This window comes from Pseudonocardia sp. EC080619-01 (assembly GCF_001420995.1).
Lineage (GTDB): Bacteria > Actinomycetota > Actinomycetes > Mycobacteriales > Pseudonocardiaceae > Pseudonocardia.
Map to the genome: position 1 here is coordinate 6,115,192 of NZ_CP012184.1, position 22,728 is coordinate 6,137,919.

General features: G+C 73.7%; 20 protein-coding genes. 13 read left to right on the forward strand and 7 right to left on the reverse strand.

The genetic code is table 11. The features are described from left to right. Positions 1-28: 28 nt before the first annotated feature. Entirely contained in the window at positions 29-1,732 is a 1,704-nt protein-coding gene (locus AD017_RS28095; protein WP_060576128.1) for a class I adenylate-forming enzyme family protein, read from the reverse strand. A 197-nt stretch (positions 1,733-1,929) separates the two neighbouring features. Here AD017_RS28095 and AD017_RS28100 point away from each other — a divergent pair, with 197 nt between their 5' ends. After that, the gene (locus AD017_RS28100; protein WP_060576129.1) at positions 1,930-3,018 is read left to right on the forward strand and encodes an AbrB family transcriptional regulator; all 1,089 of its coding nucleotides are present in this window, start codon (positions 1,930-1,932) and stop codon (positions 3,016-3,018) included. Here AD017_RS28100 and AD017_RS28105 read toward each other — a convergent pair. Then, positions 3,015-3,899 (reverse strand): cobalamin-binding protein, encoded by an 885-nt coding sequence (locus AD017_RS28105; protein ID WP_060576130.1) that lies wholly within the window; start codon positions 3,897-3,899, stop codon positions 3,015-3,017. The two genes, AD017_RS28100 and AD017_RS28105, sit on opposite strands and share 4 nt — an antisense overlap. Positions 3,900-3,981: 82 nt before the next feature. Between AD017_RS28105 and pgm the strand changes: the two genes are divergently transcribed. Next, positions 3,982-5,619 (forward strand): phosphoglucomutase (alpha-D-glucose-1,6-bisphosphate-dependent), encoded by a 1,638-nt coding sequence (pgm, locus tag AD017_RS28110; RefSeq protein ID WP_060576131.1) that lies wholly within the window; start codon positions 3,982-3,984, stop codon positions 5,617-5,619. A 22-nt stretch (positions 5,620-5,641) separates the two neighbouring features. Further along, the gene (gene ppgK / locus AD017_RS28115) at positions 5,642-6,388 is read left to right on the forward strand and encodes a polyphosphate--glucose phosphotransferase (protein WP_060576132.1); all 747 of its coding nucleotides are present in this window, start codon (positions 5,642-5,644) and stop codon (positions 6,386-6,388) included. A gap of 31 nt (positions 6,389-6,419) precedes the next feature. Here ppgK and AD017_RS35885 read toward each other — a convergent pair whose 3' ends face one another. Further along, a complete protein-coding gene (locus AD017_RS35885; protein WP_082398931.1) occupies positions 6,420-8,123 on the reverse strand; it encodes an HNH endonuclease signature motif containing protein in 1,704 nt (567 codons plus the stop codon). Between the two features lie 485 nt (positions 8,124-8,608). Here AD017_RS35885 and AD017_RS28125 point away from each other — a divergent pair, with 485 nt between their 5' ends. Continuing rightward, complete coding sequence (locus AD017_RS28125; protein ID WP_060576134.1) at positions 8,609-9,253, forward strand: TetR/AcrR family transcriptional regulator; 645 nt, start codon at positions 8,609-8,611, stop codon at positions 9,251-9,253. A gap of 12 nt (positions 9,254-9,265) precedes the next feature. Here AD017_RS28125 and AD017_RS28130 read toward each other — a convergent pair whose 3' ends face one another. Further along, positions 9,266-9,811, reverse strand: a complete 546-nt coding sequence (locus AD017_RS28130) for a dihydrofolate reductase family protein (RefSeq protein ID WP_060576135.1) — start codon at positions 9,809-9,811, stop codon at positions 9,266-9,268. A 67-nt stretch (positions 9,812-9,878) separates the two neighbouring features. After that, on the reverse strand, positions 9,879-11,360 hold the full coding sequence (locus tag AD017_RS28135) for a mannitol dehydrogenase family protein (RefSeq protein WP_060576136.1): 1,482 nt from the start codon (positions 11,358-11,360) through the stop codon (positions 9,879-9,881). A 238-nt stretch (positions 11,361-11,598) separates the two neighbouring features. Here AD017_RS28135 and AD017_RS28140 point away from each other — a divergent pair, with 238 nt between their 5' ends. From AD017_RS28140 to AD017_RS28180, 9 genes are read left to right on the forward strand one after another with little or no spacing between them, the layout of a single operon-like run. Then, positions 11,599-12,543, forward strand: a complete 945-nt coding sequence (locus AD017_RS28140; RefSeq protein WP_060576137.1) for a TetR/AcrR family transcriptional regulator — start codon at positions 11,599-11,601, stop codon at positions 12,541-12,543. Continuing rightward, positions 12,540-13,433, forward strand: a complete 894-nt coding sequence (locus tag AD017_RS28145; protein WP_010240486.1) for a 3-keto-5-aminohexanoate cleavage protein — start codon at positions 12,540-12,542, stop codon at positions 13,431-13,433. Before AD017_RS28140 ends, AD017_RS28145 begins: the two co-directional genes overlap by 4 nt. After that, positions 13,426-14,439 carry a 3-hydroxyacyl-CoA dehydrogenase NAD-binding domain-containing protein gene (locus AD017_RS28150; protein ID WP_060576138.1) on the forward strand — a complete coding sequence of 338 codons (1,014 nt, stop codon included), beginning with the start codon at positions 13,426-13,428 and terminating at the stop codon, positions 14,437-14,439. Before AD017_RS28145 ends, AD017_RS28150 begins: the two co-directional genes overlap by 8 nt. After that, positions 14,436-14,918 carry a thioesterase family protein gene (locus AD017_RS28155; RefSeq protein WP_060576139.1) on the forward strand — a complete coding sequence of 161 codons (483 nt, stop codon included), beginning with the start codon at positions 14,436-14,438 and terminating at the stop codon, positions 14,916-14,918. The genes AD017_RS28150 and AD017_RS28155 overlap by 4 nt, the downstream gene beginning before the upstream one ends. 56 nt (positions 14,919-14,974) lie before the next feature. After that, entirely contained in the window at positions 14,975-16,525 is a 1,551-nt protein-coding gene (locus AD017_RS28160; protein WP_010240490.1) for an ABC transporter substrate-binding protein, read from the forward strand. A gap of 5 nt (positions 16,526-16,530) precedes the next feature. Continuing rightward, a complete protein-coding gene (locus tag AD017_RS28165; protein ID WP_029239907.1) occupies positions 16,531-17,493 on the forward strand; it encodes an ABC transporter permease in 963 nt (320 codons plus the stop codon). Further along, positions 17,490-18,347: an ABC transporter permease gene (locus tag AD017_RS28170; protein ID WP_029239908.1), complete on the forward strand. Its 858-nt coding sequence runs from the start codon at positions 17,490-17,492 to the stop codon at positions 18,345-18,347. The genes AD017_RS28165 and AD017_RS28170 overlap by 4 nt, the downstream gene beginning before the upstream one ends. Further along, positions 18,344-19,933, forward strand: a complete 1,590-nt coding sequence (locus AD017_RS28175; RefSeq protein ID WP_060576140.1) for an ABC transporter ATP-binding protein — start codon at positions 18,344-18,346, stop codon at positions 19,931-19,933. The genes AD017_RS28170 and AD017_RS28175 overlap by 4 nt, the downstream gene beginning before the upstream one ends. A 29-nt stretch (positions 19,934-19,962) precedes the next feature. Continuing rightward, entirely contained in the window at positions 19,963-21,108 is a 1,146-nt protein-coding gene (locus tag AD017_RS28180) for a serine hydrolase domain-containing protein (protein WP_227012620.1), read from the forward strand. Positions 21,109-21,114: 6 nt separating this feature from the next. Here the strand turns inward: AD017_RS28180 and AD017_RS28185 are convergent, their stop codons facing one another. Both AD017_RS28185 and AD017_RS28190 read right to left on the reverse strand, forming a co-directional pair. Continuing rightward, positions 21,115-21,714, reverse strand: a complete 600-nt coding sequence (locus tag AD017_RS28185; protein WP_010240500.1) for a malonic semialdehyde reductase — start codon at positions 21,712-21,714, stop codon at positions 21,115-21,117. Between the two features lie 79 nt (positions 21,715-21,793). After that, positions 21,794-22,711 (reverse strand): aldose 1-epimerase family protein, encoded by a 918-nt coding sequence (locus AD017_RS28190; protein WP_060576142.1) that lies wholly within the window; start codon positions 22,709-22,711, stop codon positions 21,794-21,796. Between the last annotated feature and the right edge of the window lie 17 nt (positions 22,712-22,728).

Here is a 22,728-nt window from a genome sequence, read left to right on the forward strand (position 1 = left end):
CGACGTCACGCGCTGCGCCGGACCACGGTCAGCCCGCGGTGAACCCGTCCCGCAGCTCCCGCTTGCGCACCTTCCCGGTCGCCGTCCGCGGCAGCGGTTCGACGGTCCACCGCACGTGTGCGGGCACCGCGAACCCGCCGACCCGCTCCGCGACGGCCGAGCGCACCGCGTCGTCGTCGGGGGCCGTGCCGGGCGACACCCGGACGATCGCCGCGACCTCCTCGCCGAGCCGCGGGTGCGGCACGCCGACGACGGCCGCCTCGACGACGCCCGGCACCTCGTGGATCGCCGCCTCGACCTGCGCCGAGTAGATGTTCTCGCCGCCGCGGAGCACGACGTCCTTGAGCCGGTCGACGACGTACACCCAGCCGTCGGTGACGTGCCCCAGGTCGCCGGTGCGGAACCAGCCGTCGGTGAAGGCGGCCGCGTCGGCGTCCGGGTCGTTCCAGTAGCCGCGCACGATGTTCGGTCCGCGGAACCACAGCTCGCCGACCTCGCCGTCGGGAAGCGCGTCCCCCGCCGGCCCGGCGATCCGCAGGTCCGCCCCCGGCGCAGGCCTGCCCACGCTGTCCGGGCGGGCCGCGTAGTCGGAGCCGGTGTTCGCGCAGATCGCCGACGTCGTCTCGGTGAGGCCGTACCCGTTCGCCGTACCGGCACCGAGCTCGCGGCCGATCCGGGTCACCAGCTCCGGCGGTACCGGCGCACCGCCCATCCCGAACATCCGCAACGACGCCAGGTCGGCCGGGTCCGCGCCGTCGACGAGCTCGGCGGTGGTCGAGGGAACGCCGTTGGACCGGGTCAGCCGCTCTTCGCGGACGACCGACCGTGCCGCGACCGGGTCCCAGCGGTGCAGGGTGGCCAGCTTGGACCCGCCGAGCACCGCGCCGACCAGCCCGTTGATGCCCGCGATGTGGAACATCGGGTACATCAGCAGCGTGCCCTGCTGCCCGGGGGGCGGCTCTGCGCCGGTCAGGAGCGCGGTGGCCCGGGCCTGCAGCGCGACGTTGAGCAGGTTCGTCACGTGGTTGAGGTGCGTCCCCACGGCGCCCTTGGGACGGCCGGTGGTGCCCGAGGTGTAGAGGATCGTGGCGTCGTCACCGACGTCCGGGGCGGGCAGCCCGTCGAGCGTGCCGGGGCCGTCCGTGCGCAGGCCGAGCGCGTCCCAGTCGACGACGCCCGCAGCGGCCGCAGCCGGCACGTCCCCGCGGACGCGGATCACCGGGACCGCGCGTGGCGGCCCCTCGTCCGCGGACCACGCCGTCGTGAGTGCCGCGGCCCGCTCCGGATCCGCCACCACGACCCGTGCTCCCGAGTCGGCGACGGCCCACGCGAGCTCGGGCGCGCTCCACCACGCGTTCAGCGGAACGGTCACGAGGCCCGCGACCTGCGCGGCGAAGAACGCGACCGGCCACTCCGGGAGGTTGCGCATCGCGATCGCGACCCGGTCCCCGCGGCGCAGCCCGAGCCCGTCGATGAGATGCCGCGCCAGGTCCGCGACCAGCGACCGGTGCGCGCCGTAGGTGAGCCGTTCCCCGTGGTGCACGGTGAAGATCCGCTCCGGCCACGTGGCCGTCGTCTCCCACAGCTCGCGCAGCGTGTGCGGGCCGCGCCGGTACACCCGCACCGGGCGCCCACCGCCGGCACCGACGGTCTCCAGCTCGAACTCCCCGCCCGGTCCGGTCAGACCCGCGATCACCGGTCCCAGCCCGATCTCGTCGGCGTGCTCCGCCATCGGCGCACCTCCTCGCCCGTGAGTCTCGCCCGTCCGTCTCCCCCGTCGGCCTCGCCCGTCCTGCCGACCCGCCTCGCCCGTCCGTACTACCCGGTCCGCGCCGGGACCGAAAGTACTTGTCCCGTGCCAACGACCGTGGCCGGTTTCACCGGGACACCTCCCGTGGCCGACGCCTAGGCTGAACCGGTGATCGCACGGTGACGGCGCCCGGGCGCCTCCGGAGTTTCCCCTGGTGGCGATGGCTGCTGCTCGCCGCGCTCACCGTCGCCGCCACGGTCGCGCTCGACGCACTCGACGTCCCCTCACCGGCGCTGTTCGCCGGGTTGTTCGTGGCGACGGTCCTCGCCCTCGCCGGGCTCGGCCCCACGCGGGTCGCGCGACCGGCCACCGCCGGTTCCCAGGCGGTGATCGGCATCGTCATCGGGCTGCTGGCCCGCCCGGAGACGCTCGCGACCGTCGCGACGCAGTGGATCCCGGTGCTCGTCATCAGCCTGCTGACGCTGCTGGTCAGCATGGGTGCGGGCCTGCTGATGGGGTTGCAGCGCGGTGTGACCCCGCTGACCGGGATGCTCGCGCAGACCGCAGGCGGGGCATCCGGCCTGGTCGCCATCAGCCGCGAGCTCGGCGGTGACGAGCGCACCGTCGCCGTCATCCAGTACCTCCGCGTCGGGCTGGTGACCGCGACGATGCCCGTCGTCGCCGCGCTGGCCTACGGCGCACAGGTCGCGGAGCCCGCCGGGAGCCCGCCCGCCGGCCCTGCCGCACCCTGGTGGATCGGCCTCGGCGTGACCGTGGCCTGCATCGTGATCGGCGTCCCGCTCGGACGCGTCACCCGGGTGCCCGCCGGCTCGCTGCTGGGGCCGATGGTCGTCGCGCTGGTGATCAGCCTGGCCGGGTTCTCCTTCGACGCGTCCGTGCCCCTGCCGATCGTCGACGTGGCCTACGCCGTCATCGGCTGGCAGGCCGGGCTCCGGTTCACCCGCGCGGCGCTCGGGACGGTGGTCCGGGTGCTGCCGCTGGCCACCGCACTGATCCTCGCCGTCGTCGCGGTCTGCGCCGGTCTCGGGCTCCTGCTGTCGCACTTCACGGGGATGACCCCGCTCGAGGGCTACCTCGCGACCACGCCCGGGGGGATCTACGCGGTCCTGGCGACGGCGATCTCGTCCGGGGCCGACGTCACGACCGTCGTCGCGGTGCAGGTGCTACGGGTGATCCTGATGCTGATGGTCGCGCCGTGGATCGCCCGGTTCGTCGGCCGGCGGCTCGGCGCGGGCGCACGCACCTAACGGACGCGCTCGGTCCGCCCCGGCGGCGGTTCCGCGACGGTCCCGGGGTGCAGCGCCGCCGCGATCGCCTCGACCCCGTCGACCAGCCGGGGCCCTGCCCGCACCACGAGCCCCGCCGAGTCGATCGCGTGCACCGGCACCCCGGCCGGGAGGCGGTCGAGCACCGCACGGGCCTGGGCCACCGCGTCGTCCAGACCGAACCCGCAGGGGGCGACGAGCACCGCGTCGACGTCGCCGGGGAATGTCTCCCACCCGACGCCGACACTGCGCCCGCCCGGGTCCCCCGCCACCGGGACGCCGCCCGCGGCGGTGACCAGGTCGGGCACCCAGTGCCCGGGCAGGAACGGCGGGTCGGTCCACTCCAGCACCAGCACGCGCGGCGCGGGACGGTCCGTCACCGCCACCGCGACGGCGTCCAACCGGTCGGTCAGCACCCCCACCAGCTCCGCGGCCACCGCCGGTACCCCGGCCGCCGCGCCGACGTCGGCGATCATCGCGAGGACATCGGTGAGCCGGTGCGGGTTCAGCGACAGCACCTCCGCACGGGTGCCGAGCGCGGCCTGCGCCTCGGCGACGGTGGCGCCGGGCAGCGCGCAGACCGCGCACAGGTCCTGGGTCGGGATCAGCGTCGGATCCGCGGCGGCGAGCGTCGCGCCGTCGACCTCGTACATCGGGAGTCCGGCCGCGGCGCGGGACCGGACGACGGCGTCGATCTCACCCGGCGTCGCGCCGTGCGGGAGCGCGGTGTCGACGACGACCGGGACCCGGTCGCGGACACCGGGCGGGTCGTCGCACTCGAAGGTGACACCGACCAGACGATCGGCCAGCCCGAGCCGGCCTGCGATCTCGGTGCCCGCGGGCAGCAACGACGCGATCCGCACGAGGACGAGCGTAGGTGCTGCGACCACACCCGCCCATGCGGCAGTGTGTGCAGTCCGAACGATACGGACGGAAGGACGACGCATGTCCGTGCACGAGCGCGCCGGGACGCCGGCCCGCCCCGAGGACCTCATCGACGTGGACGCGCTGCTCGCCGCGTACCGGGAGACCCACCCCGACCCGAAGGTCGACGTCCAGCGGGTCGCGTTCGGCACCTCGGGGCACCGGGGCTCGGCATTCACCGCCACGTTCAACGACGACCACATCGCCGCGACCAGCCAGGCGATCGTCGAGTACCGGGCGGGGCAGGGCATCGACGGCCCGCTGTTCCTCGGCCGGGACTCGCACGCGCTGTCCGAGCCGGCGTGGCTCACCGCCGCCGAGGTCTTCGCCGCGAACGGGGTCGAGCTGGTGATCGATTCGCGGGACGGTCTGACCCCGACACCCGCGATCTCGCACGCGATCCTCGTGACCAATGCCGGCCGGTCGCAGCACCTCGCCGACGGCGTCGTCGTCACCCCGTCGCACAATCCGCCCGCCGACGGCGGTTTCAAGTACAACCCGCCGGACGGGGGTCCGGCCGGCACCGAGGCGACGTCCTGGATCGCGAACCGGGCGAACGAGCTCCTCGAGGCCGGGCTCTCCGGGGTCCGGCGGACGGCATCGTTCGAGGCCGGGCGCTACGACTACCTCGGCGAGTACGTCGCCCAGCTCGACCAGGTCCTCGACATGGACGCGATCCGCGACGCCGGCGTCACCATCGGCGCCGACCCGCTCGGCGGGGCCTCGGTCGACTACTGGGGTGTCATCGCCGAGCGCTACGGCCTCGACCTGACCGTCGTGAACCCGGCGGTCGATCCGGCGTTCGGGTTCATGACCCTCGACTGGGACGGCAAGATCCGGATGGACTGCTCGTCGCCGTACGCGATGGCGTCGCTGCGCAGTCGGATGGAGGCCGACCCGGCGCCGTTCCGGATCGCGACGGGAAACGACGCCGACGCCGACCGGCACGGCATCGTCACCGCCGACGGCGGGCTGATGAACCCGAACCACTACCTGGCCGTCGCGATCGGCTACCTGTTCGCGCACCGCCCCGGCTGGCCGGCCACCGCCGGGATCGGCAAGACCGCGGTCAGCTCGTCCATGATCGACCGGGTGGCCGCCGACCTGGGCCGGACGCTGGTCGAGGTGCCGGTCGGTTTCAAGTGGTTCGTTCCCGGCCTGCGGTCCGGGGAGATCGGGTTCGGGGGTGAGGAGAGCGCCGGGGCCTCGTTCCTGCGCCGCGACGGTTCGCCGTGGAGCACCGACAAGGACGGCCTCCTGCTCGCCCTGCTCGCCTCCGAGATCACCGCGGTGACCGGGCGCACGCCCAGTGAGCACTACCGGGACCTGACCGGCCGGTTCGGGGAGCCGGCGTACGCCCGCACCGACGTCGCGTGCTCCCGCGAGGACAAGGCCGCGCTGTCGAAGCTCGACGCGTCCGCGGTCACCGCGACCGAGCTCGCCGGCGACCCGATCACCGCGAAGCTGACGCGCGCCCCCGGCAACGACGCCCCGATCGGCGGCCTGAAGGTCGTCACCGAGGCGGGCTGGTTCGCGGCCCGGCCCTCCGGGACCGAGGACGTCTACAAGATCTACGCCGAGAGCTTCCGCGGCGCGGACCACCTCGCGGCCGTGCAGTCCGAGGCCCGCGAGGTCGTCGCCGCCGCACTCGGTTCCTGAGCCCTGAGAGAGGATCACCTTCGTGAGCAAGAAGCACGAACTCGGTTTCGGGATCGACATCGGCGGGTCCGGCATCAAGGGCGCACCGGTCGACCTGCACAAGGGGAAGCTGGCCGACGACCGGGTCAGGATCCCGACCCCGCAGCCGTCGACACCGGAGGCGGTCGCCGAGACGGTCAGGCAGATCCTCGACGAGTTCGACTGGAAGGGGCCGTTCGGCTGCACCTTTCCCGCCGTCGTCCAGCACGGGGTGACCCGCACGGCGGCCAACGTGGATCCGTCGTGGATCGACTGCGACGCCGCCGCGGTGCTGCGCAAGGTCACCGGACGGGACGCACTGCTGGTCAACGACGCGGACGCGGCCGGCGTCGCCGAGGTCGAGTTCGGCGCGGCGGGTGCGAAGTCCGGCGTCGTACTCCTGGCGACCCTCGGCACCGGGATCGGGACCGCGCTCATCGCGGACGGGCATCTCGTCCCGAACACCGAGTTCGGGCACCTCGAGATCGACGGGTTCGACGCCGAGAGCCGTGCCGCCGACTCCGCCCGCGAACGCGAGGACCTCGACTGGGAGCAGTGGGGCGAGCGCCTGACGCGGTACTTCACACACGTGGAGAACCTCGTCTGGCCGGACCTGATCGTCGTCGGCGGCGGCGTCAGCAAGCGGTTCGACAGGTGGTCCCCGTACGTCCGGACGCGGACCACGATCGTCCCGGCGACGCTCCTGAACGAGGCCGGCATCATCGGCGCCGCGCTGCTGGCGCACGGCTGAAGGACGGTCCCGCGGAGCCCGGTGTCGTCGCTCAGGCGGCCGTCGCTGCGGTCCGCGGGGGCAGCAGGGCGTCGAGGATCGGGCCGGGATCGACCGCGTCGCCGTACCAGTCCGGGGTGAGGGAGACGCGGTCGATCTGCAGGTCGGCCCTGGTGTTGATCTCGACGATCGCGGCCGCGGCTCCGCTCAGCGGCGGACCGAGGGGGCTGACCGGGGTACCGTCCGGGCGGCGGAAGTCCCAGGCGTCCGCGCGGTAGCGGATCCGGTAACCGGCGTCGTGCACGAGCCGATGGTGGTAGCTGCAGAGCAGTACGAGATTGTCGATGTCCGTCGCTCCCCCGCTCAGCCACGACCGCACATGATGGGCATGCAGATGACGGGTGTGGTCGCAGCCGGGGAAGCGGCAGCCACCACCATCTGCGGCGTCGCGTGCGGTGAGTGCAGCGATCTGGGCCGGTGACGCCAGGCGACGGGATCTCCCCAGGTAGAGCCGGTTCGTCGCCCGGTCACCGAGCAGGACCTGGACACGGGCGTCGCAGGCGAGGCGCTCCGCGGTCGTCGTGGGGATCTCGGGTCCGCCCGCCAGCCGTGCGCTGCCGGAGCCGACGTCCATGTGGACGACGACCTGGGCACTCCCGCGCGTGACCACCGGCCCGGTCGCACCGGGGCTGTCCCCGTGCCGGACGAGTTCGAGCAGCGCGTCCGCGCGACGCGCCGCCGTCCGGTCCACCGTCGAGCCGGGTTCCTGCTCCCGGCCCTGGTCCAGGAGATCCGCCGAACGCCCGGCCGGGGACGTCCCGGCCGGAGCGGGCGGCGGGACCAGCGCCTCGATCGCGGCGATCAGCGCCGCGCCGTCCTCGGGAGTGAAGCGGCCACGCAGGACGAGCGAGCCGTCGACGTCGTGGTGCCAGCTCAGCGAACGACGCGCCGCGGTGTCGACCGGTGGGGTGGTCCGGCGTCGCACCGCACGCACCACCGTCTCGACGTGACTCGCGGTCGACGACATGGCCAGCTCGAGCATCACCCGCTCGGCCGTCTCGGCATCGGCCACCGTGGGTTCCGGCCGCGGCGACGGCACGGATTCGGCACTGCCGGACCTGCATTCGCCCGCCCCGTCGTCGACAGTCTCACGCTGGGTCGTTGTGGCGCTGCGGGGCGATGCGCCGTCACCGATGGCTGTGCTCTCGACGGGCACTGTGCTCTCGACGGGCACCGTGCTCTCGACGGGCACCGTGCTCTCGACGGGCTCTGTGCTCTCGCCGCGCTCCGTCTCCTCACCGATCACCGCTGTCCCCACGGTGATCGCTCCGCCACCGGGCTGCGCGTCCACACCGGGCTGCGCCTCCCCGCCGGCCGCCACCCCTACCGCCGCGGCAGCGCGGGTGAGGGCTGCGCCGTCCGCGCCGGTCACCCGGGTGATCGCGCGAACCTTCGAGTACGACAGGCGCCCCGCGGCGAACTCGGCCGTGACCAGCGGCAGGTTCTCCAGAGCACGGGCGACGCGCAGGTGCTCGGTCGCGGTCCGCAGGCTCATCCCCGCACGCCAGGTCAGCCAGTGGGCACACGAGCGGATGCCGACGCCGCACCATCCGCCGCGCCGGTCGAACTCGGCGAGCAGCTGCAGGAAACGGCACTCCGCCGCGGCGATGTGGCCCGCGAGCCCCAGCAGCTCGGACTCCAGGACGGGCAGGCTCAACCCGGGGAACGCATCGGACGAGGGCGTGGTGAGAGACATGCGAACACTCCCAGCGGTATCGCACTGATGTTCGAACGAGTGTCGCAGCGGGGCCCGACAGTCTCGCCCCGGTCCGTGAGATCGCGTTCCGCGGAACGCACCGCGCGGAACCCGCATGGTGGGCAGCGCACTCGCAGAGACGTGCGCGACGGACCGTGCGGAACCCCTCGACCGGCCCTCGCGCACCCGGACACGTGGACGCGATTCGGCGAGGAGCGACGAGGCGGGTGGCGCCTCGGGACCGCGTTCCGCGGAACGCGGATCCCCCGCCGGACGGCGTCGGCGACGGGGTCGAGCGACCCGACGGCGACGTGCGCGTCGCACCGCCGACGATGCCGTGCGGGCCCGTCAGCTCCGGTGGCCGCCGACCGAGGGGAAGCGCCCGATCGGACCGTGCCGCACGATAGTTTGCTGTGCTCACGACTTTGCGCGCACACTGCAGGGACTGCACACGTGCAGCCCCCGCACGAAGGAGAGGTGACGCGATGATCGGCACGACCGTCGCGGAGCAGGAGCAGCGTTGCTCGGGTCTGCGGGAACGCAAGAAGCTGCGCCTCCGCCACGCGCTGCGCGTGGCCGCGCTCGAGCGAGCCCGCAGCCAGGGGCCGGAGCACTTCACCGTGGAGGAGGTCTGCGCCGACGTCGACGTCGCCCCGCGGACGTTCTTCAACCACTTCCCGTCGAAGGACGCCGCGCTGTTCGACTGGGACGAGGTGTCGTTGGCCGAGCTGGCGGCCGAGGTCCGGACCCGGCCGGAGCCGTCCGCATTGGCCGCCGCGACCGCCGTCCTCGGTGATCTCGCCGGCACACTGACGACCAGCCCGGTCTGGCACGACCAGCTCGAGCTGCTGCGCACCCACCCCGAGCTGAACGGCCGGATGGCCCGGGTCGGCCGGACCGTCGAGGAGACCGTCGCCGGAGCACTGGCCGAGCGGGACGGCATGCCGGAGCCCGAGCTGTCGCACCGGATCGCCGCGGCGACGGCGATGGCCGTCCTGCAGGTCACCGTCGCGACGTGGTTGTCCGAGCAGGACGCCCCGGACGCGCGCGCGGTCCACACCCGGGTCCTCGACGCGGCACGCCGGGCGGTCGCGACACTGGATCGCGACCGGACCGCACCGGCGTCCTGAGCCGGCGGGCGCTCAGGACGCGGGCGACCCGTAGGTCATCCTGACCACGCCGTTCTCGTAGGCCTCGGTCTCCACCAGCCGCAGCGGGATCCGCTGCCCCGCGGCGAACAGCCGCTCGCCCGCACCCAGCGCGACCGGGTAGACGAACAGGTTCAGCGTGTCGACCAGCCCGTCGGCGAGCATCGCCCGCACCAGGGTGGCGCTGCCGCTGACGTAGATGCCGCCGTCGACGGAGTCCTTCAGCGCCTGGATGCGCGTCGGGTCGTACGGGCCGAGCACGGTCGAGTTCTCCCACTCCAGCGGATCGGCCAGTGTGGACGTCACGACGTGCTTCGGCGACCCGTTGAAGAACGCCGCGCCGGACTCCTCGTCGTGCCCGCGCGCCGACCACGCCGGGTAGAACGCCTCGTAGGTGGTGCGCCCCAGCAGGATCGCCTGGTCGCAGAGCTTCCCGATGGCGGCACCCATCCCGTCGGTGAAGCCGTACTCGGCCGTCCACGACGGATCCTCGATCACGCCGTCGAGACTGATGAACTCGTGCACGTCGATGGTTCCCATGGTGTCTCCCCGGATCGGGCGGATGCGTCAGTACCTGGGACCGGAGACGTGCCGGATTCTCATCGGTTCATCCGATGTCGGCGACGGTCGCGGCCGCCCCGCGCTCGTAGAGCGACTCCAGCGCCCTGCGGAACGCCTCGGCGAAGCGCTCGTCGTCGGCCAGGTCGCCGAAGACAGGCCGGTACCGCAGGAAGGTCAGCGGCTCGGAGCGCTCCCGCAGCGCGAGCGGGGTCAGCTCGTCGGCGAGCCGGTCCTGCTGCTCGATCGCCTCGCCCTGCTCGTCGGCACCCTCGGCGTACCGGCACCACCCCGCGACGACGGCGGCCGCCCGGTCCACCGGTCCCCCGGCCGCGAGCTGCTCCCGCACGACCGGCAGCAGGAAGATCGAGATCCGGTCGGAGCTTCCGTAGTTGATCCGCTTCAGGGTGTCGGCGACGCCCGGGTTCGCGAACCGCGACAGGAGCGTGTCCTTGTACTCGTCGAGGTCGATGCCGGGGACCGGCCGCAGGGTCGGCGTGGCCTCGGCGTCCATGTAGCCGCGCAGGAACGTCGCGAACGTCGGGTCCTGGGCGACCTCGTGCACGTAGCGGTGCCCCGCGAGATAGCCGAGGTAGCCCAGCGCCTGGTGGGTGGCGTTGAGCAGCCGCAGCTTCATGAACTCGTACGGCACGACGTCGTCGACGACCTGCACGCCGACCCGCTCGAACTCCGGGCGGCCCGCGGCGAAGTCGTCCTCCAGCACCCACTGGGTGAACGGCTCGCAGACCACCGGCCAGCCGTCGCGCAGGCCGAACCGCTCCTCGAGGGCGGCGCGGTCGGAGTCCGCGGTGGCGGGGGTGATCCGGTCGACCATCGAGTTCGGGAAGGTGACCTGCTCGGCCACCCAGACGCCCAGTTCGGCGTCGCGCAGCTGGGCGACGCCGGTGAACACCCGCCGGGCGGTGTCGCCGTTGCCCTGCATGTTGTCGCAGCTCATGATCGTGAGCGGGCCGGTGCCGCGCTCGCGCCGGCGGGCCAGCGCCTCGACGACGAGGCCGAACGCGCCGCTCGGCGCACGCCCCGCGGCCATCGACTCCAGGTCGTCCCGGACACCGGGGAAGTCCGGGTCGAACTCACCGGTCTTCTGGTCGATCGCGTAGCCGCCCTCGGTGATCGTCAGCGAGACGATCCGCGTGTCCGGGTGGGCGATCCGCTCGATCACCGCCTCCGGGTCGTCCGGGGCGAACAGGTAGTCCACCAGCGACCCGACGACGCGCGGCGACAGCGATCCGTCGGGCTCCTTGCGGACGAGGGTGTACAGCCCGTCCTGGGCTGCCATGACGTCGCGCATGCGTTCGTCGAACGACAGGACGCCGACCCCGCAGATCCCCCACTCGCGGGCCTCCCCGGCGGTGAGCAGCGAGTCCACGTACATCGCGAGATGCGCCCGGTGGAACCCGCCGACCCCGATGTGGACGATGCCGGTGCGCACCCCCGCCCGGTCGTAGCCCGGGACGTCCACCCCCTCCACGCCCTCGGTCCAGATCGCGGTCTCGTCCAGCGAGCGCATGGTTGCTTCTCCCCCGGTCGGCTACGTCGGCAGTGGCGACCCTACCGTTCACCGCGCGACCGTGCGGACCGGTAGCGCAATCTGAGCGGCGCACCGGTCGGACATCGCAAACACGCTCTGAGCTGCACGTATGCGAATCGTTATTTGCGGCTTTCGCAAGCCCGGCCTACGGTTCCGGATCGTGCACCCCTCACGTCCGTCCGCCCGCAGCGGCTCCACCCCCGGAGACCCCGCACCGGTGGACGCGACGCAGGGGGACGCGGTGGTCGCCTCCCGGGTGCGTGAGCTGCTCGAACGGGACGGCTGGACACAGCGGCGGTTCGCCGCGGCGATCGGGCTGGACGAGACGAAGCTGTCCAAGTCGCTCGCCGGGCGCCGCCGGTTCGCCGCCGGGGAGCTCGTCGCGATCGCCGACGTCACCGGGGAGACCGTCAACCGGCTCCTGCACGGCCGGGACGACGCACGCACCCACACGGCCGTCCCGGGCGGTGCGGCCGCGACCACCAGCGCCGCGTCCACCGGCGGCCCCACGACCCGGGGCTCCCGGGAGACCCGCCGCCGGATCCTGGACGCCGCGTGGCGGCTCATCGCCGACCGCGGCTACCACCGGGTGCGGACGGCCGACGTCGCGCACGCGTGCGGCACGAGCCCGGCGGCGATCCACTACCACTTCCCCACCCGCTCCGAGCTGCTCGACGAGGCGTTGCGGCACAACGTGAAGCTCGCCTTCGACCGGCAGGTCGCCGCGCTCGGCGAGATCACCGACCCGCACCGGCGGCTGCTGCGCCTGATCGACCTGCAGCTCCCCGAGGGCGAGCTCCTGCGCCGCGAGTGGTCCATCTGGATCCAGGTCTGGGCCGAGTCGGCGATCGACCCGGACCGGCGCGAGCTCTACTGGGACTCCTACGACCGCTGGTACCGCAGCGTCGCCATGACGCTCGCCGACGGCGCCGCGACCGGCGTCTTCGTGCCCGGCGCCGACGGTCTCGCGCGCCAGCTCACCGCGCTCGTCGACGGCCTGGGCATCCAGGTCCTCGCCGGCACCCCCGGCACCGGGCCGGACGGTATGCGCGCGGTGCTGCACGACTACATCGACCGGGCCGTGCTCGCGGCGCCGGGACGACCCGCACCACCCCCACGCGACTCCACACAGGACGAGCCACACAGGACGGAGAACGGATGAACCGTGACGTCATCGTCACCTGCGCGGTGACCGGGGCCGGAGACACGGTGGGCCGCAGCCCGCACGTGCCCGTCACCCCGGCCGCGATCGCCGCCGACGCGATCGCCGCCGCCCGCGCCGGCGCCGCCGTCGTGCACATCCACGTGCGCGACCCCGAGACGGGCGACCCGTCGCGGGCGGTGGAGCTCTACCGCGACACCGTCACCCGGATCCGCGACTCGGGCGTCGACGTCGTGCTGAACCTGACCGCCGGCATGGGCGGCGACCTCGTGATCGACGCCGAGGACCCGCTCAAGCCGGTCGACGGCACCGACCTGGTCAACGCCCTCGAGCGGCTCCCGCACGTCGAGGAGCTCCTCCCCGACATCTGCACGCTCGACTGCGGCTCGCTGAACTTCGGCGAGGGCAACCAGCTCTACATCTCGACGCCGGACATGCTGCGCACCGGCGCGAAGCGGGTGCAGGAGCTCGGGGTGAAGCCGGAGCTCGAGATCTTCGACACCGGGCAGCTGTGGTTCGCCACCACCCTGGTCGAGGAGGGCCTGATCGACGCCCCGCCGCTGTTCCAGCTGTGCATGGGCATCCCCTACGGCGCTCCCGCCGACCCCGGCGTCCTGGCCGCGGAGGTGAACATGCTCCCCGAGGGGGCGAACTTCGCGTCGTTCGCGATCGGCCGCAACCAGCTGCCGTGGGTGGCGCAGTCGATCCTGGCCGGTGGCCACGCCCGGGTCGGGCTCGAGGACAACCTCTACCTGTCCCGCGGGGTCAAGGCGACGAACGAGCAGCTCACCGAGCGGGCCGTGCAGATCGTGCAGGACCTCGGCGCGACGGTGGCGACACCGGACCGCGCCCGCGAGATCCTGGGTCTGAAGGAGCGCGCCGGTGCCTGAGCAGCGTCCTGTCACGCGTCCCGTCACGGAGATCCGGACCGTCGCCTGCATCGGCGCCGGTGTCATCGGGGGCGGCTGGGCCGCCTACTTCCTGTCCCGCGGGCTGACGGTGCGGGCCTGGGACCCGGCGCCGGACGCCGGCGACAAGCTCCGCCGCCTGATCGACGCCGCGTGGCCCGCGCTCACCGAGCTGGGCCTCGCCGAGGGTGCCGACCCGTACGCGATCGAGCTGTTCGACACCGCGGCCGAGGCCGTGACCGGTGCGGACTTCGTGCAGGAGAGCGCGCCGGAGGACCTGGCGCTCAAGCGCTCGCTGCTGGCCGAGCTGGCCGCGGCAGCGGGGCCGGGCGTCATCGTCGCGTCGTCGACGTCGGGTTTCCCGATGTCCGACATGGCCGTCGACGCCGCCGACCCCGGTGCGCTCGTCGTCGGGCACCCGTTCAACCCGCCGTACCTGATCCCGCTGGTCGAGGTCGTCGGCGGGGAGAAGAGCGAGGCCTGGGCGTCCTCCGCCGCGGCGGAGTTCTACCGGCACATCGGCAAGTCCGTGATCGAGATGGAACGGGAGCTGCCCGGGTTCATCGCGAACCGGCTGCAGGAGGCCATCTGGCGCGAGGCGCTGCACATGGTCGCCGAGGGCGAGGCCACCCCGGAGGAGATCGACCGCTCGATCACCGACGGACCGGGGCTGCGCTGGCCGGTGCACGGGCCCTGCCTGACCTTCCACCTGGCCGGCGGCGAGGGCGGCATGGCACACATGCTCGACCACTTCGGACCGTCGCTGAAGGCGCCGTGGACCCGGCTCGACGCCCCCGAGCTGACCACCGCGCTGCGGGACGACATGGTCGCCGGGGCCGAGGTCAGCGCCGGCGGCCGCCCGATGGCCGAGCTCGTCGCCGAGCGGGACCGGGCGGTGATCGCCGTCCGGCGGGCCGTCGATACGGCCCGGGCAGCAGGCACGGCGGGAAGGGCGGGCTCGCCGTCCGGGGAGCCGGGCCGACCGTGACCGAACTGGTGCACACCGACGTGGTCCGTCCGGAGTGGATCGACTACAACGGACATCTCTCCGAGCCGTACTACGTCCTGGTGTTCGGGGACGCGACGACGGCGCTGATGGACCGCACCGGGATGGACGAGGCCTACCGGGCGGCGAGCGGCTGCTCGCTGTACACGGTGGAGGCGCACGTGCGGTACCTGAGCGAGGTCGGCCCCGACGCCGCCCTCCAGGTGCGCACGCGCGTGCTCGGACGCGACGCCAAGCGGCTGCGGCTCTGGCACGAGCTGCACGTCGACGGCCGGCTCGCGGCCACCGAGGAGCTCATGTGCCTGCACGTGGGCGCCGACGGCACGCAGCCGTTCCCGGACGACGTCGCCGTCGCCCTCGACGGGCTCACCGGCGGCGACGTGACCGAACCGGAGCACGCCGGACGGTCGATCGCGCCGGTCGGCACCGGCGGAACGGCGGTGAACCGGCCCCCGACCTGAGCCCGCGACCGCGGCCCCGGGTCCTCCCCGGGGCCCAGCCCCGAGGAGACAGTTTCATGATCAGCCCGACAGCGGCGCCGTTCACCCGGCGCCGCCTGCTCGGCGGAGCGGCCGGTCTGGCCGCAGCGGCGTTCCTCGCCGGCTGCGGCGGGCCGGCCGCGGCCCGGGACGCCGGACCGCCCCGCCGCGGCGGCGTGCTGCGGGTCGGTGTGACCGGAGGCGGCGCCTCCGACACCCTGGACCCGCACAGCCCCGCGACGAACCCGGACATCGCCCGCACCCTCAGCCTGTACGAGCCGCTCCTGCACTGGGACGACGCCTACACGCTGCAGCCCGCCGTCGCCGAGGCGGTGCGCCCCGACCCCGGGGCCCGCACCTGGACCGCGACGATCCGATCCGGCATCACCTTCCACGACGGGCGCCCGGTCACCCCGGACGACGTCGTCGCCACCTTCCGGCGGATCACCGACCCGGACGACCCCAAGTCCGGCGCGTCGCAGCTCGGCATCCTCGACGACGTCGTCGTGGCCGGTGACCGGCAGGTCCGGTTCGTACTGAGCGAGCCGTCCCCCGTGTTCGACCAGTACCTGGCCGAGTACTCCTGCGGGATCGTGCCCACCGACTTCGACGTCGAGCGCCCGGTCGGCACCGGCGCGTTCCGGTTCGAGTCGTTCGCCGCCGGGCAGCAGAGCGCGTTCGTCCGCTACGACGGGTACTGGCGACCCGACCAGCCCTGGGTCGACCGGCTCGAGCTGATCAACTTCTCCGAGGACGACGCCCGGATCAACGCGTTGCTCTCCGGCCAGGTCGACGCGATCGACCAGGTCCCGCTGTCGCTCACCGAGGTGGTCGGGGCGTACGAGTCCGTCCGGCTGCTGACCTCGGAGACCGGGGGCTGGCTGCCCTTCACGATGCGGGTCGACGTCGCCCCGTTCGACGACGTCCGGGTCCGGCAGGCGCTGCGCCTGATCGCCGGCCGCGACGAGATGGTCAACCAGGTCCTCTCCGGCCTCGGCACCCACGCGTCCGACCTGTACGCCCGGTTCGACCCCGAGTACCTGGACCCGCGGCGCGAGCAGGACATCGAGCGGGCCCGTGACCTGCTCTCCGCGGCCGGGAAGCCGAACCTGTCGCTGGAGCTGGTGACCTCGCCGATCCAGGCGGGCGCCGTCGAGGCGGCCCAGGTGTACGCCACCCAGGCCCGCGCCGCCGGCGTCGAGATCGGGTTGCGCCGGGTGGACACCTCCACCTTCTTCTCCGACCAGTACCTGCAGTGGGAGTTCGCGCAGAGCTTCTGGAACACCCGCAACTACATCCCGCAGGCCTCGCAGTCGTCGATGCCCGACGCGCCGTTCAACGAGACGCACTGGGACGACGCCGAGTACCAGGGCGTCATCCGGCGGGCCCGGTCCGAGGTGGACACGACCCTGCGTGCGCAGCTCGTGCGCCGCGCCCAGCAGATCGAGTTCGACCGCGGCGGCTACCTCATCTGGGGCTACCCGGACCGCGTCGACGCGCACCAGGCCTACGTCGGCGGGCTCGTCCCGAACCGCACCGGGCTGTCGCTGTCCGGGTACGAGTTCCGGAAGGCGTGGGTGAACGCATGAACGTCCTGACGAAGATGATCCTCCGCCGGCTGCTCGTGAGCGTGCTGGTGCTGTTCGTCGTCTCGGTACTGATCTTCGGTGCGACCCTGCTGCTGCCCGGTGACCCGGCGCGGGCCATCCTCGGCCAGCAGGCCACCCCGGAGCGGATCGCCGCGCTCACCGAGCAGCTCGGCCTCGATCGTCCGGCCTGGGAGCGCTACTTCTCCTGGCTCGGCGGGATCCTCACCGGTGACCTCGGCTTCTCCGCGGCCACCCAGGGCCCGGTCGGCGAGCTGCTCGGAGGCCGGATCGCGGCGTCCGCGCTGCTCCTGGTGGTCACCGCGGTGATCTCCACCCCGATCGCGCTCGCGCTCGGCGCGTGGGCGGCCGTGCGGCGCGGCACCCGGACCGACTCCGGGGTGTCGGGGTTCAGCCTGGTGCTGGCCGCGCTGCCCGAGTTCGTCATCGGTGTGCTGCTCGTGGTCGTGTTCGCGACGTCGGTGTTCCGGATCCTGCCCTCGGTCACCATCGCCCGGCCCGGCGAACCGGTGTGGGCCCGGCCCGAGCAGCTGGTGCTGCCGGTGCTGACGCTCGCGCTCGTCGTCGTGCCGTACGTGGTGCGGATGACCCGGGCGACGCTGTCGGAGACGCTCGACGCCGGGTTCGTCGAGATGGCCCGGCTCAAGGGCCTGCCCGAACGCACCGTGCTGGTGCGGCACGCGGTCCCGCACACGATCGGCCCGGTGGCCCAGGTGATCGCGATGCAGCTGGCCTGGCTGGCCGGTGGCGTGGTCGTCGTCGAGTTCCTGTTCCGCTACCCCGGGATCGGCGAGGCGCTCATCGACGCCGTCGCCAACCGCGACGTCCAGGTGGTCCAGGCGATCACCCTGATCATCGCCGCGTTCTACGTGCTGGTGAACCTCGCCGCGGACGTCGCCGGGATCCTCGCCGACCCGCGGATCCGGACCGCCTCCGGAGGTGTCTCGTGAGTGCTCCCGCTGTTCCTGCAGGACTGCTGCGGCGGACCTTCCGCCGCCGCCAGGCCCGGATCGGGGCCGTGCTGACCCTGGTCGTCGTCGTGATCGCGCTGCTCGGGCCGGTGCTCGGCCCGCTCCTGACCGGGTACGGCGTCGACGACTTCGCCGGGCGTCCGTTCCGGCCCGACGGTCTCGCCGGGACCGACGATCTCGGCCGCGACGTGTTCGTCCGGTTCCTCGCGGGCGGCGGTCCGGTGCTGCTCTACGCGCTGGCCGCGACCGCGATCGGCATCGTCGGCGGCGCCGTGCTGGGGATGCTCGCCGGGTACTCCGGCGGGCGGCTCGACTCGCTGATCATGCGTGGCGGCGACGTGCTGCTGTCGTTCCCGCAGCTGGTGCTGGCACTGCTGGCGGTCGCCGTGCTGGGGTCGTCGGGCTGGCTGCTCGTGCTGGTCATCGGCATCACGCACATCCCGCGCGTCGCCCGTGTCGCGCGGCAGGCGACGCTCGCGGTCGCCGGCCAGGACTACGTGCTGGCCGCGCGGATGTACGGCGTCCCGCGGCGGCGGATCCTCGCCACCGAGGTGCTGCCCAACATCACCGGCCCGCTGATGGTCGAGCTGGGCCTGCGGCTGACCTACTCGATCGGCTACGTGGCGTCGCTGTCGTTCCTCGGCCTCGGGGTGCAGCCGCCGGCCGCCGACTGGGGCCTGCAGATCAACGAGAACCGGATCGCGCTGATCGTCGCGCCGTGGGGCGTGCTGCTGCCGGTGCTCGCGATCGCGATCCTCACCGTCGGCACGAACATGATCACCGACGCGCTCGCCAAGGAGTCCGCGGACACGACCGGGGAGGCCGGAGCATGACCGGTACGGCCAGTTTCACGATCGAGTGCACCGGCCTGCGGGTCGCCACCACCGGCGGCCGCGAGGTGCTGCACGGGGTGGACTTCGCCGTCGCCCCGGGCGAGATCCTCGCCCTGGTCGGCGAGTCCGGGTCCGGGAAGACGACGGCCGCGCTCGCCGCGCTCGGCCACTTCCGGGACGGGCTCGCCTGCACCGGTGGGAGCATCGCGTTCCACGGCCACTCGGAGACCCACGACGACCTGCTCGCCGCGGACCCGGTGACGATGCGCGGTGTCCGCGGGCGGCTGGTGACCTACGTCCCGCAGGACCCGGCGCTGTCGCTGAACCCGCTGCTGCGGATCGGCACCCAGGTCGCGGAGGTGCTCCAGGCCCACGGTTTCGACGGCGACGTGGCCGCCCGGGTGCGGGAGGTGCTGTCCGACGTCGGCCTCCCGACCGACGACACGTTCCTGCGCCGCTACCCGCACCAGCTCTCGGGCGGGCAGCAGCAGCGGGTCGGGATCGCGGCGGCGTTCGCGAACCGGCCCGACGTCGTCGTGCTCGACGAGCCGACGACCGGCCTGGACGTCACCACCCAGGACCTGGTCCTCGACACCGTGCGCGATCTCGTGACGCGCTCGGGGACCGCCGCGCTCTACATCACGCACGACCTCGCCGTCGTCGCCGGGCTGGCGGACCGGGTGACGGTCATGCAGGGCGGCGAGGTGGTGGAGACCGGACCGGTCCGGCAGATCCTCACCGCACCGGAGCACCCGTACACGCGGGCGCTGATCGGCGCGGTGCCGGACCTGGACCGCGCCGTGGACCGGGACCCGTCGCCGTCGGGCGACGGGGCACCGCTGCTGCGGATGTCGGGTGCCGGGAAGCGGTACGGGCCGAAGACGGTGCTCGACGGCGTCGATCTCGAGCTGTGGCCCGGCGAGTGCCTGATGCTGCTCGGCGAGTCCGGCTCCGGGAAGACGACGCTGGCCCGTGGCCTGTCCGGGCTGCTCCCGCTCGACGCCGGGACGCTGACCCTCAAGGGCGACGAGCTCACGACGCCGCGCAGCTACGCCCAGCTGCGGAGCGTGCAGTACGTCTTCCAGAGCCCGTTCGCCTCGCTCAACCCGCGGCGGACGATCGCGAGCTCGCTGGAGGTGCCGCTGCGGCACCTGACCGATCTCGACGCCGACGCCCGCGACGCGCGGGTGCTCGACATGCTCGGGCAGGTCCGGCTCGACGGGTCGTTCGCGCAGCGCTACCCGGGCGGGCTGTCCGGCGGGGAGCGGCAGCGCGCGGCGATCGCGCGGGCGCTGGTCACCGCCCCGGACGTGCTGGTGTGCGACGAGGTGACGTCCGCGCTGGACGTGTCGGTCCAGGCCAGCATCATCGAGCTGCTGGCGCTGGTGCGCCGGGAGCTGGGCACGGCGATGCTGTTCGTGACGCACAACATCGCGCTGGCCCGTGAGGTCGCGGACCGGATCGCGGTGCTGCAGGACGGGCGGATCGTCGAGCAGGGCACGGTCGACGAGGTGCTCGCGAACCCGCAGCACGAGTACACGCGCCAGCTGCTGGAGCACACCCCCTCGATGGCCGAGGTCCGGTGACGGCACGGTGACGGCACGGTGACGGCACGGTGACGGTGCAGCCTCGGGTGCACGGCACGGTCGCCCGCGGGTTCGGTCCGGTGGCGGACGCGTTCGCCGGCGTCCTCGCGGGCGCCCGGGGCGGTGCCGCGTTCTCGGTGGTCCGGGACGGTGAGCCGCTGGTGGAGCTGCACGGCGGGCTCGCCGACCCGGACACCGGACGCCCGTGGGACACCGGCACGGTCGCGGTCCTGTTCTCCGGCACCAAGGGCCTCGCGGCGACGGCGTGCGCGGCGCTGGCGGACCGGCTCGACCCGGACGCACCGGTCGCGCGGTACTGGCCGGAGTTCGCCGCGGCGGGCAAGGGCACGGGCGAGGGCGGCAGCACGACCGACGGCACCGTCACGGTGGCGCAGGTCCTCTCGCACACCGCGGGACTCCCCTACGTCGATCCGGAGCCGGTCCCGGCGGCGGGGCTGGACGACCGCGCCTCGGCCGCGGCGCTGGCCCGGCAGCCGACCCTGTGGATGCCGGGCAGCCGGGTCGCGTACCACGCGCTGACCTGGGGGAACCTGGTGGCCGAGCTGCTGCGCCGGGTCACCGGGTCCGATCCGCGGACCGTCGTCGAGGACGTCGTCGCGCGGGTGCCGGGGGCCTGGGTGCACCTCGCGTCGCCGCCGACGTCACCGGCCCGGATCGTCCGGGCCGAGGGCTACCGGATCTCGACGTTCCTGCACGACGAGGAGCGCCGCCGCACCGTCGAGCGGATGTACCGGGTGCTGCTCGACGACGCCGAGACCGTCAACACCCCGGCCTGGTACCGGTCCGGGGCGCTCGCCGGTGCGGGCGTCGCGGGTGCCCCGGCGGTCGCGCGGCTCTACGGCGCGCTCGCCGACCCGGACCGCTCACCGGTGCCGGCGGCCGCCCTGGACCGGGCGACCCGCACCCACGCCGAGGGGCTCGACGCCGTCAACGACCGGCCGCTCCGGTTCGGGCTCGGCTACGAGCTGGCCGACCCGATCGGCACCTTCGGTCCCGAGCCGGTCGCGTTCGGGCACAGCGGTGCGGGCGGCGGCCGGCACGGGGCATGGCCGGAGCGCGGGATCGGCTTCTCGTTCCTCACCAACGAGATGCGCGCCGAGGACACCGACGACCGCGCGTCGGCGCTGCTCGGCGCGCTCCACGCGTGCCTGTGAGAGGTGTCAGGCGAAGGAGAGCACGTCGTCGGCGGCCAGGCGGGGCAGCCGCGGGTGCCAGGCGTCCGTGGCGGGGTGGCCAAGGTTCACGACGAGCAGCACCCGGTGCTGCCCGCCGGGGAAGAACTCGTCGGTGACGGCGTCGGCGTCGAAGCCCGCCATCGGGCCGGCGGCGAGGCCGTGCGCGCGGGCGGCGAGCAGGAAGTAGCCGGCCTGCAGGCTGGCGTTGAACCGGGCCATGCCCTCGCGCCCGGTGCGGCCCTGCTCCTCGAGGCTCTCCCGCATCCCCGGCTTCACCGGGAACGTGACCGGGGTGTGTTCGTGGAAGTCGAGGTCCGCGGCGAGCAGCGCGACGACCGGTGCGGCCTCGGACTTGGCGCGGTTCCCCTCGGCCAGCAGCGGGAGCAGCCGCTCCTTGCCGGAGCCGGAGCGCACGTACGTGACCCGCAGCGGCTGGGTGTTGGCGGCGGTCGGCGGCCACTGGGCCAGCTCCCACACCGCGCGCAGCGTCTCGTCCGGCACCGGCTCGCCGGTGAAGGTGTTCGCGGTGCGGGCGTCGGTGAACAGCGCGGCGCGCCCCGTCTCGTCGAGGAGGGGCAGGTCCACGGGGGAAGCGGTCTGAGCAGTCACGAACCGTAGAACGTTCAACGACCCGGGCCGATTCCGCGTTGCAGGGTGAAAGAGATCACCCGGTGGCCAGCACACCCCAGCGGAGCACCTGCTGCTCCCCCGGCACCAGCTCGATGAGGTCGGTACCCGAGTTCAGCGCGTCCGGCGGGCAGGTCATCGGCTCCACCGCGACCGCGCGGGAGGCGGAGACGGCGCCGTCCGGGCACTGGCGCGGGAAGTCCGGCGGCGTGAAGACCTGCACCCAGCCGAACGCCGGCTCCGCCCAGAGCTCGGTGCCGCCACCGTCGGGCGCGGCCACGCGGTGCCGGACCAGCTCGTCCCCGTCGCCCGGGGCGCAGCCGCCGAACGCGTCGTCCAGCTCCAGCCCGGCCAGCGGGGTCGACGAGAACTCCCGCTCCAGCGGGCGCGCCGGGCCGGACGGGATCCCGCCGTCGAGCGGCAGGGTGGTGCGGGCGGCGAGGGTGAGCTCCAGCTCGTCGGTGGGCACGTCCCCGACCCGCAGGTACGGGTGGAAGCCCAGTCCGAACGGGACGGGCGCGTCGCCGAGGTTCTCGACGTGGGTCTCGACGGTGAGGCCGCCCGCCCCGACGGTGTGGGTGACGGTCACACGCACCGGCTGCGGCCACCCCGGCTGGACGGGCGCGACGGCCGTCAGCGAGACATGGTCGCCCGCGCGGTCGGCGAGCGTCCACGGCACGTGCCGGAGCAGGCCGTGGATGGCGTTGCCGGCCGCGGGCTCGGTCAGCGGGAGGTGGTGGGCGGTGCCGCGGTGGCTCCAGCTGCCGCCCGCGACCCGGTTCGGCCACGGGGCCAGGACCGCACCCGAGCCCTTCGGGGGCCGCGCCGTCGGCGGGTGCGGCTCCACCCGCACCCGGCCGCCCTGGACGAACCCGGCCAGGCCGCCGCCGACCTCGTCGACCTCGGCCCGGGCGTCCCCGCTGACGATCACGAACCGCTCACCGCACGCGTCCATGGGAGCAGTCTGCGCGA

What these genes read in the sequence shown, in the direction of transcription:
- AD017_RS28095 (WP_060576128.1), bottom strand. Translation starts at nt 1,732, where the DNA reads ATGGCGGAGCACGCCGACGAGATCGGGCTGGGACCGGTGATCGCGGGT.
- pgm (WP_060576131.1), top strand. Translation starts at nt 3,982, where the DNA reads ATGTCCGTGCACGAGCGCGCCGGGACGCCGGCCCGCCCCGAGGACCTC.
- AD017_RS35885 (WP_082398931.1), bottom strand. Translation starts at nt 8,123, where the DNA reads ATGTCTCTCACCACGCCCTCGTCCGATGCGTTCCCCGGGTTGAGCCTG.
- AD017_RS28125 (WP_060576134.1), top strand. Translation starts at nt 8,609, where the DNA reads ATGATCGGCACGACCGTCGCGGAGCAGGAGCAGCGTTGCTCGGGTCTG.
- AD017_RS28130 (WP_060576135.1), bottom strand. Translation starts at nt 9,811, where the DNA reads ATGGGAACCATCGACGTGCACGAGTTCATCAGTCTCGACGGCGTGATC.
- AD017_RS28135 (WP_060576136.1), bottom strand. Translation starts at nt 11,360, where the DNA reads ATGCGCTCGCTGGACGAGACCGCGATCTGGACCGAGGGCGTGGAGGGG.
- AD017_RS28145 (WP_010240486.1), top strand. Translation starts at nt 12,540, where the DNA reads ATGAACCGTGACGTCATCGTCACCTGCGCGGTGACCGGGGCCGGAGAC.
- AD017_RS28160 (WP_010240490.1), top strand. Translation starts at nt 14,975, where the DNA reads ATGATCAGCCCGACAGCGGCGCCGTTCACCCGGCGCCGCCTGCTCGGC.
- AD017_RS28175 (WP_060576140.1), top strand. Translation starts at nt 18,344, where the DNA reads ATGACCGGTACGGCCAGTTTCACGATCGAGTGCACCGGCCTGCGGGTC.
- AD017_RS28190 (WP_060576142.1), bottom strand. Translation starts at nt 22,711, where the DNA reads ATGGACGCGTGCGGTGAGCGGTTCGTGATCGTCAGCGGGGACGCCCGG.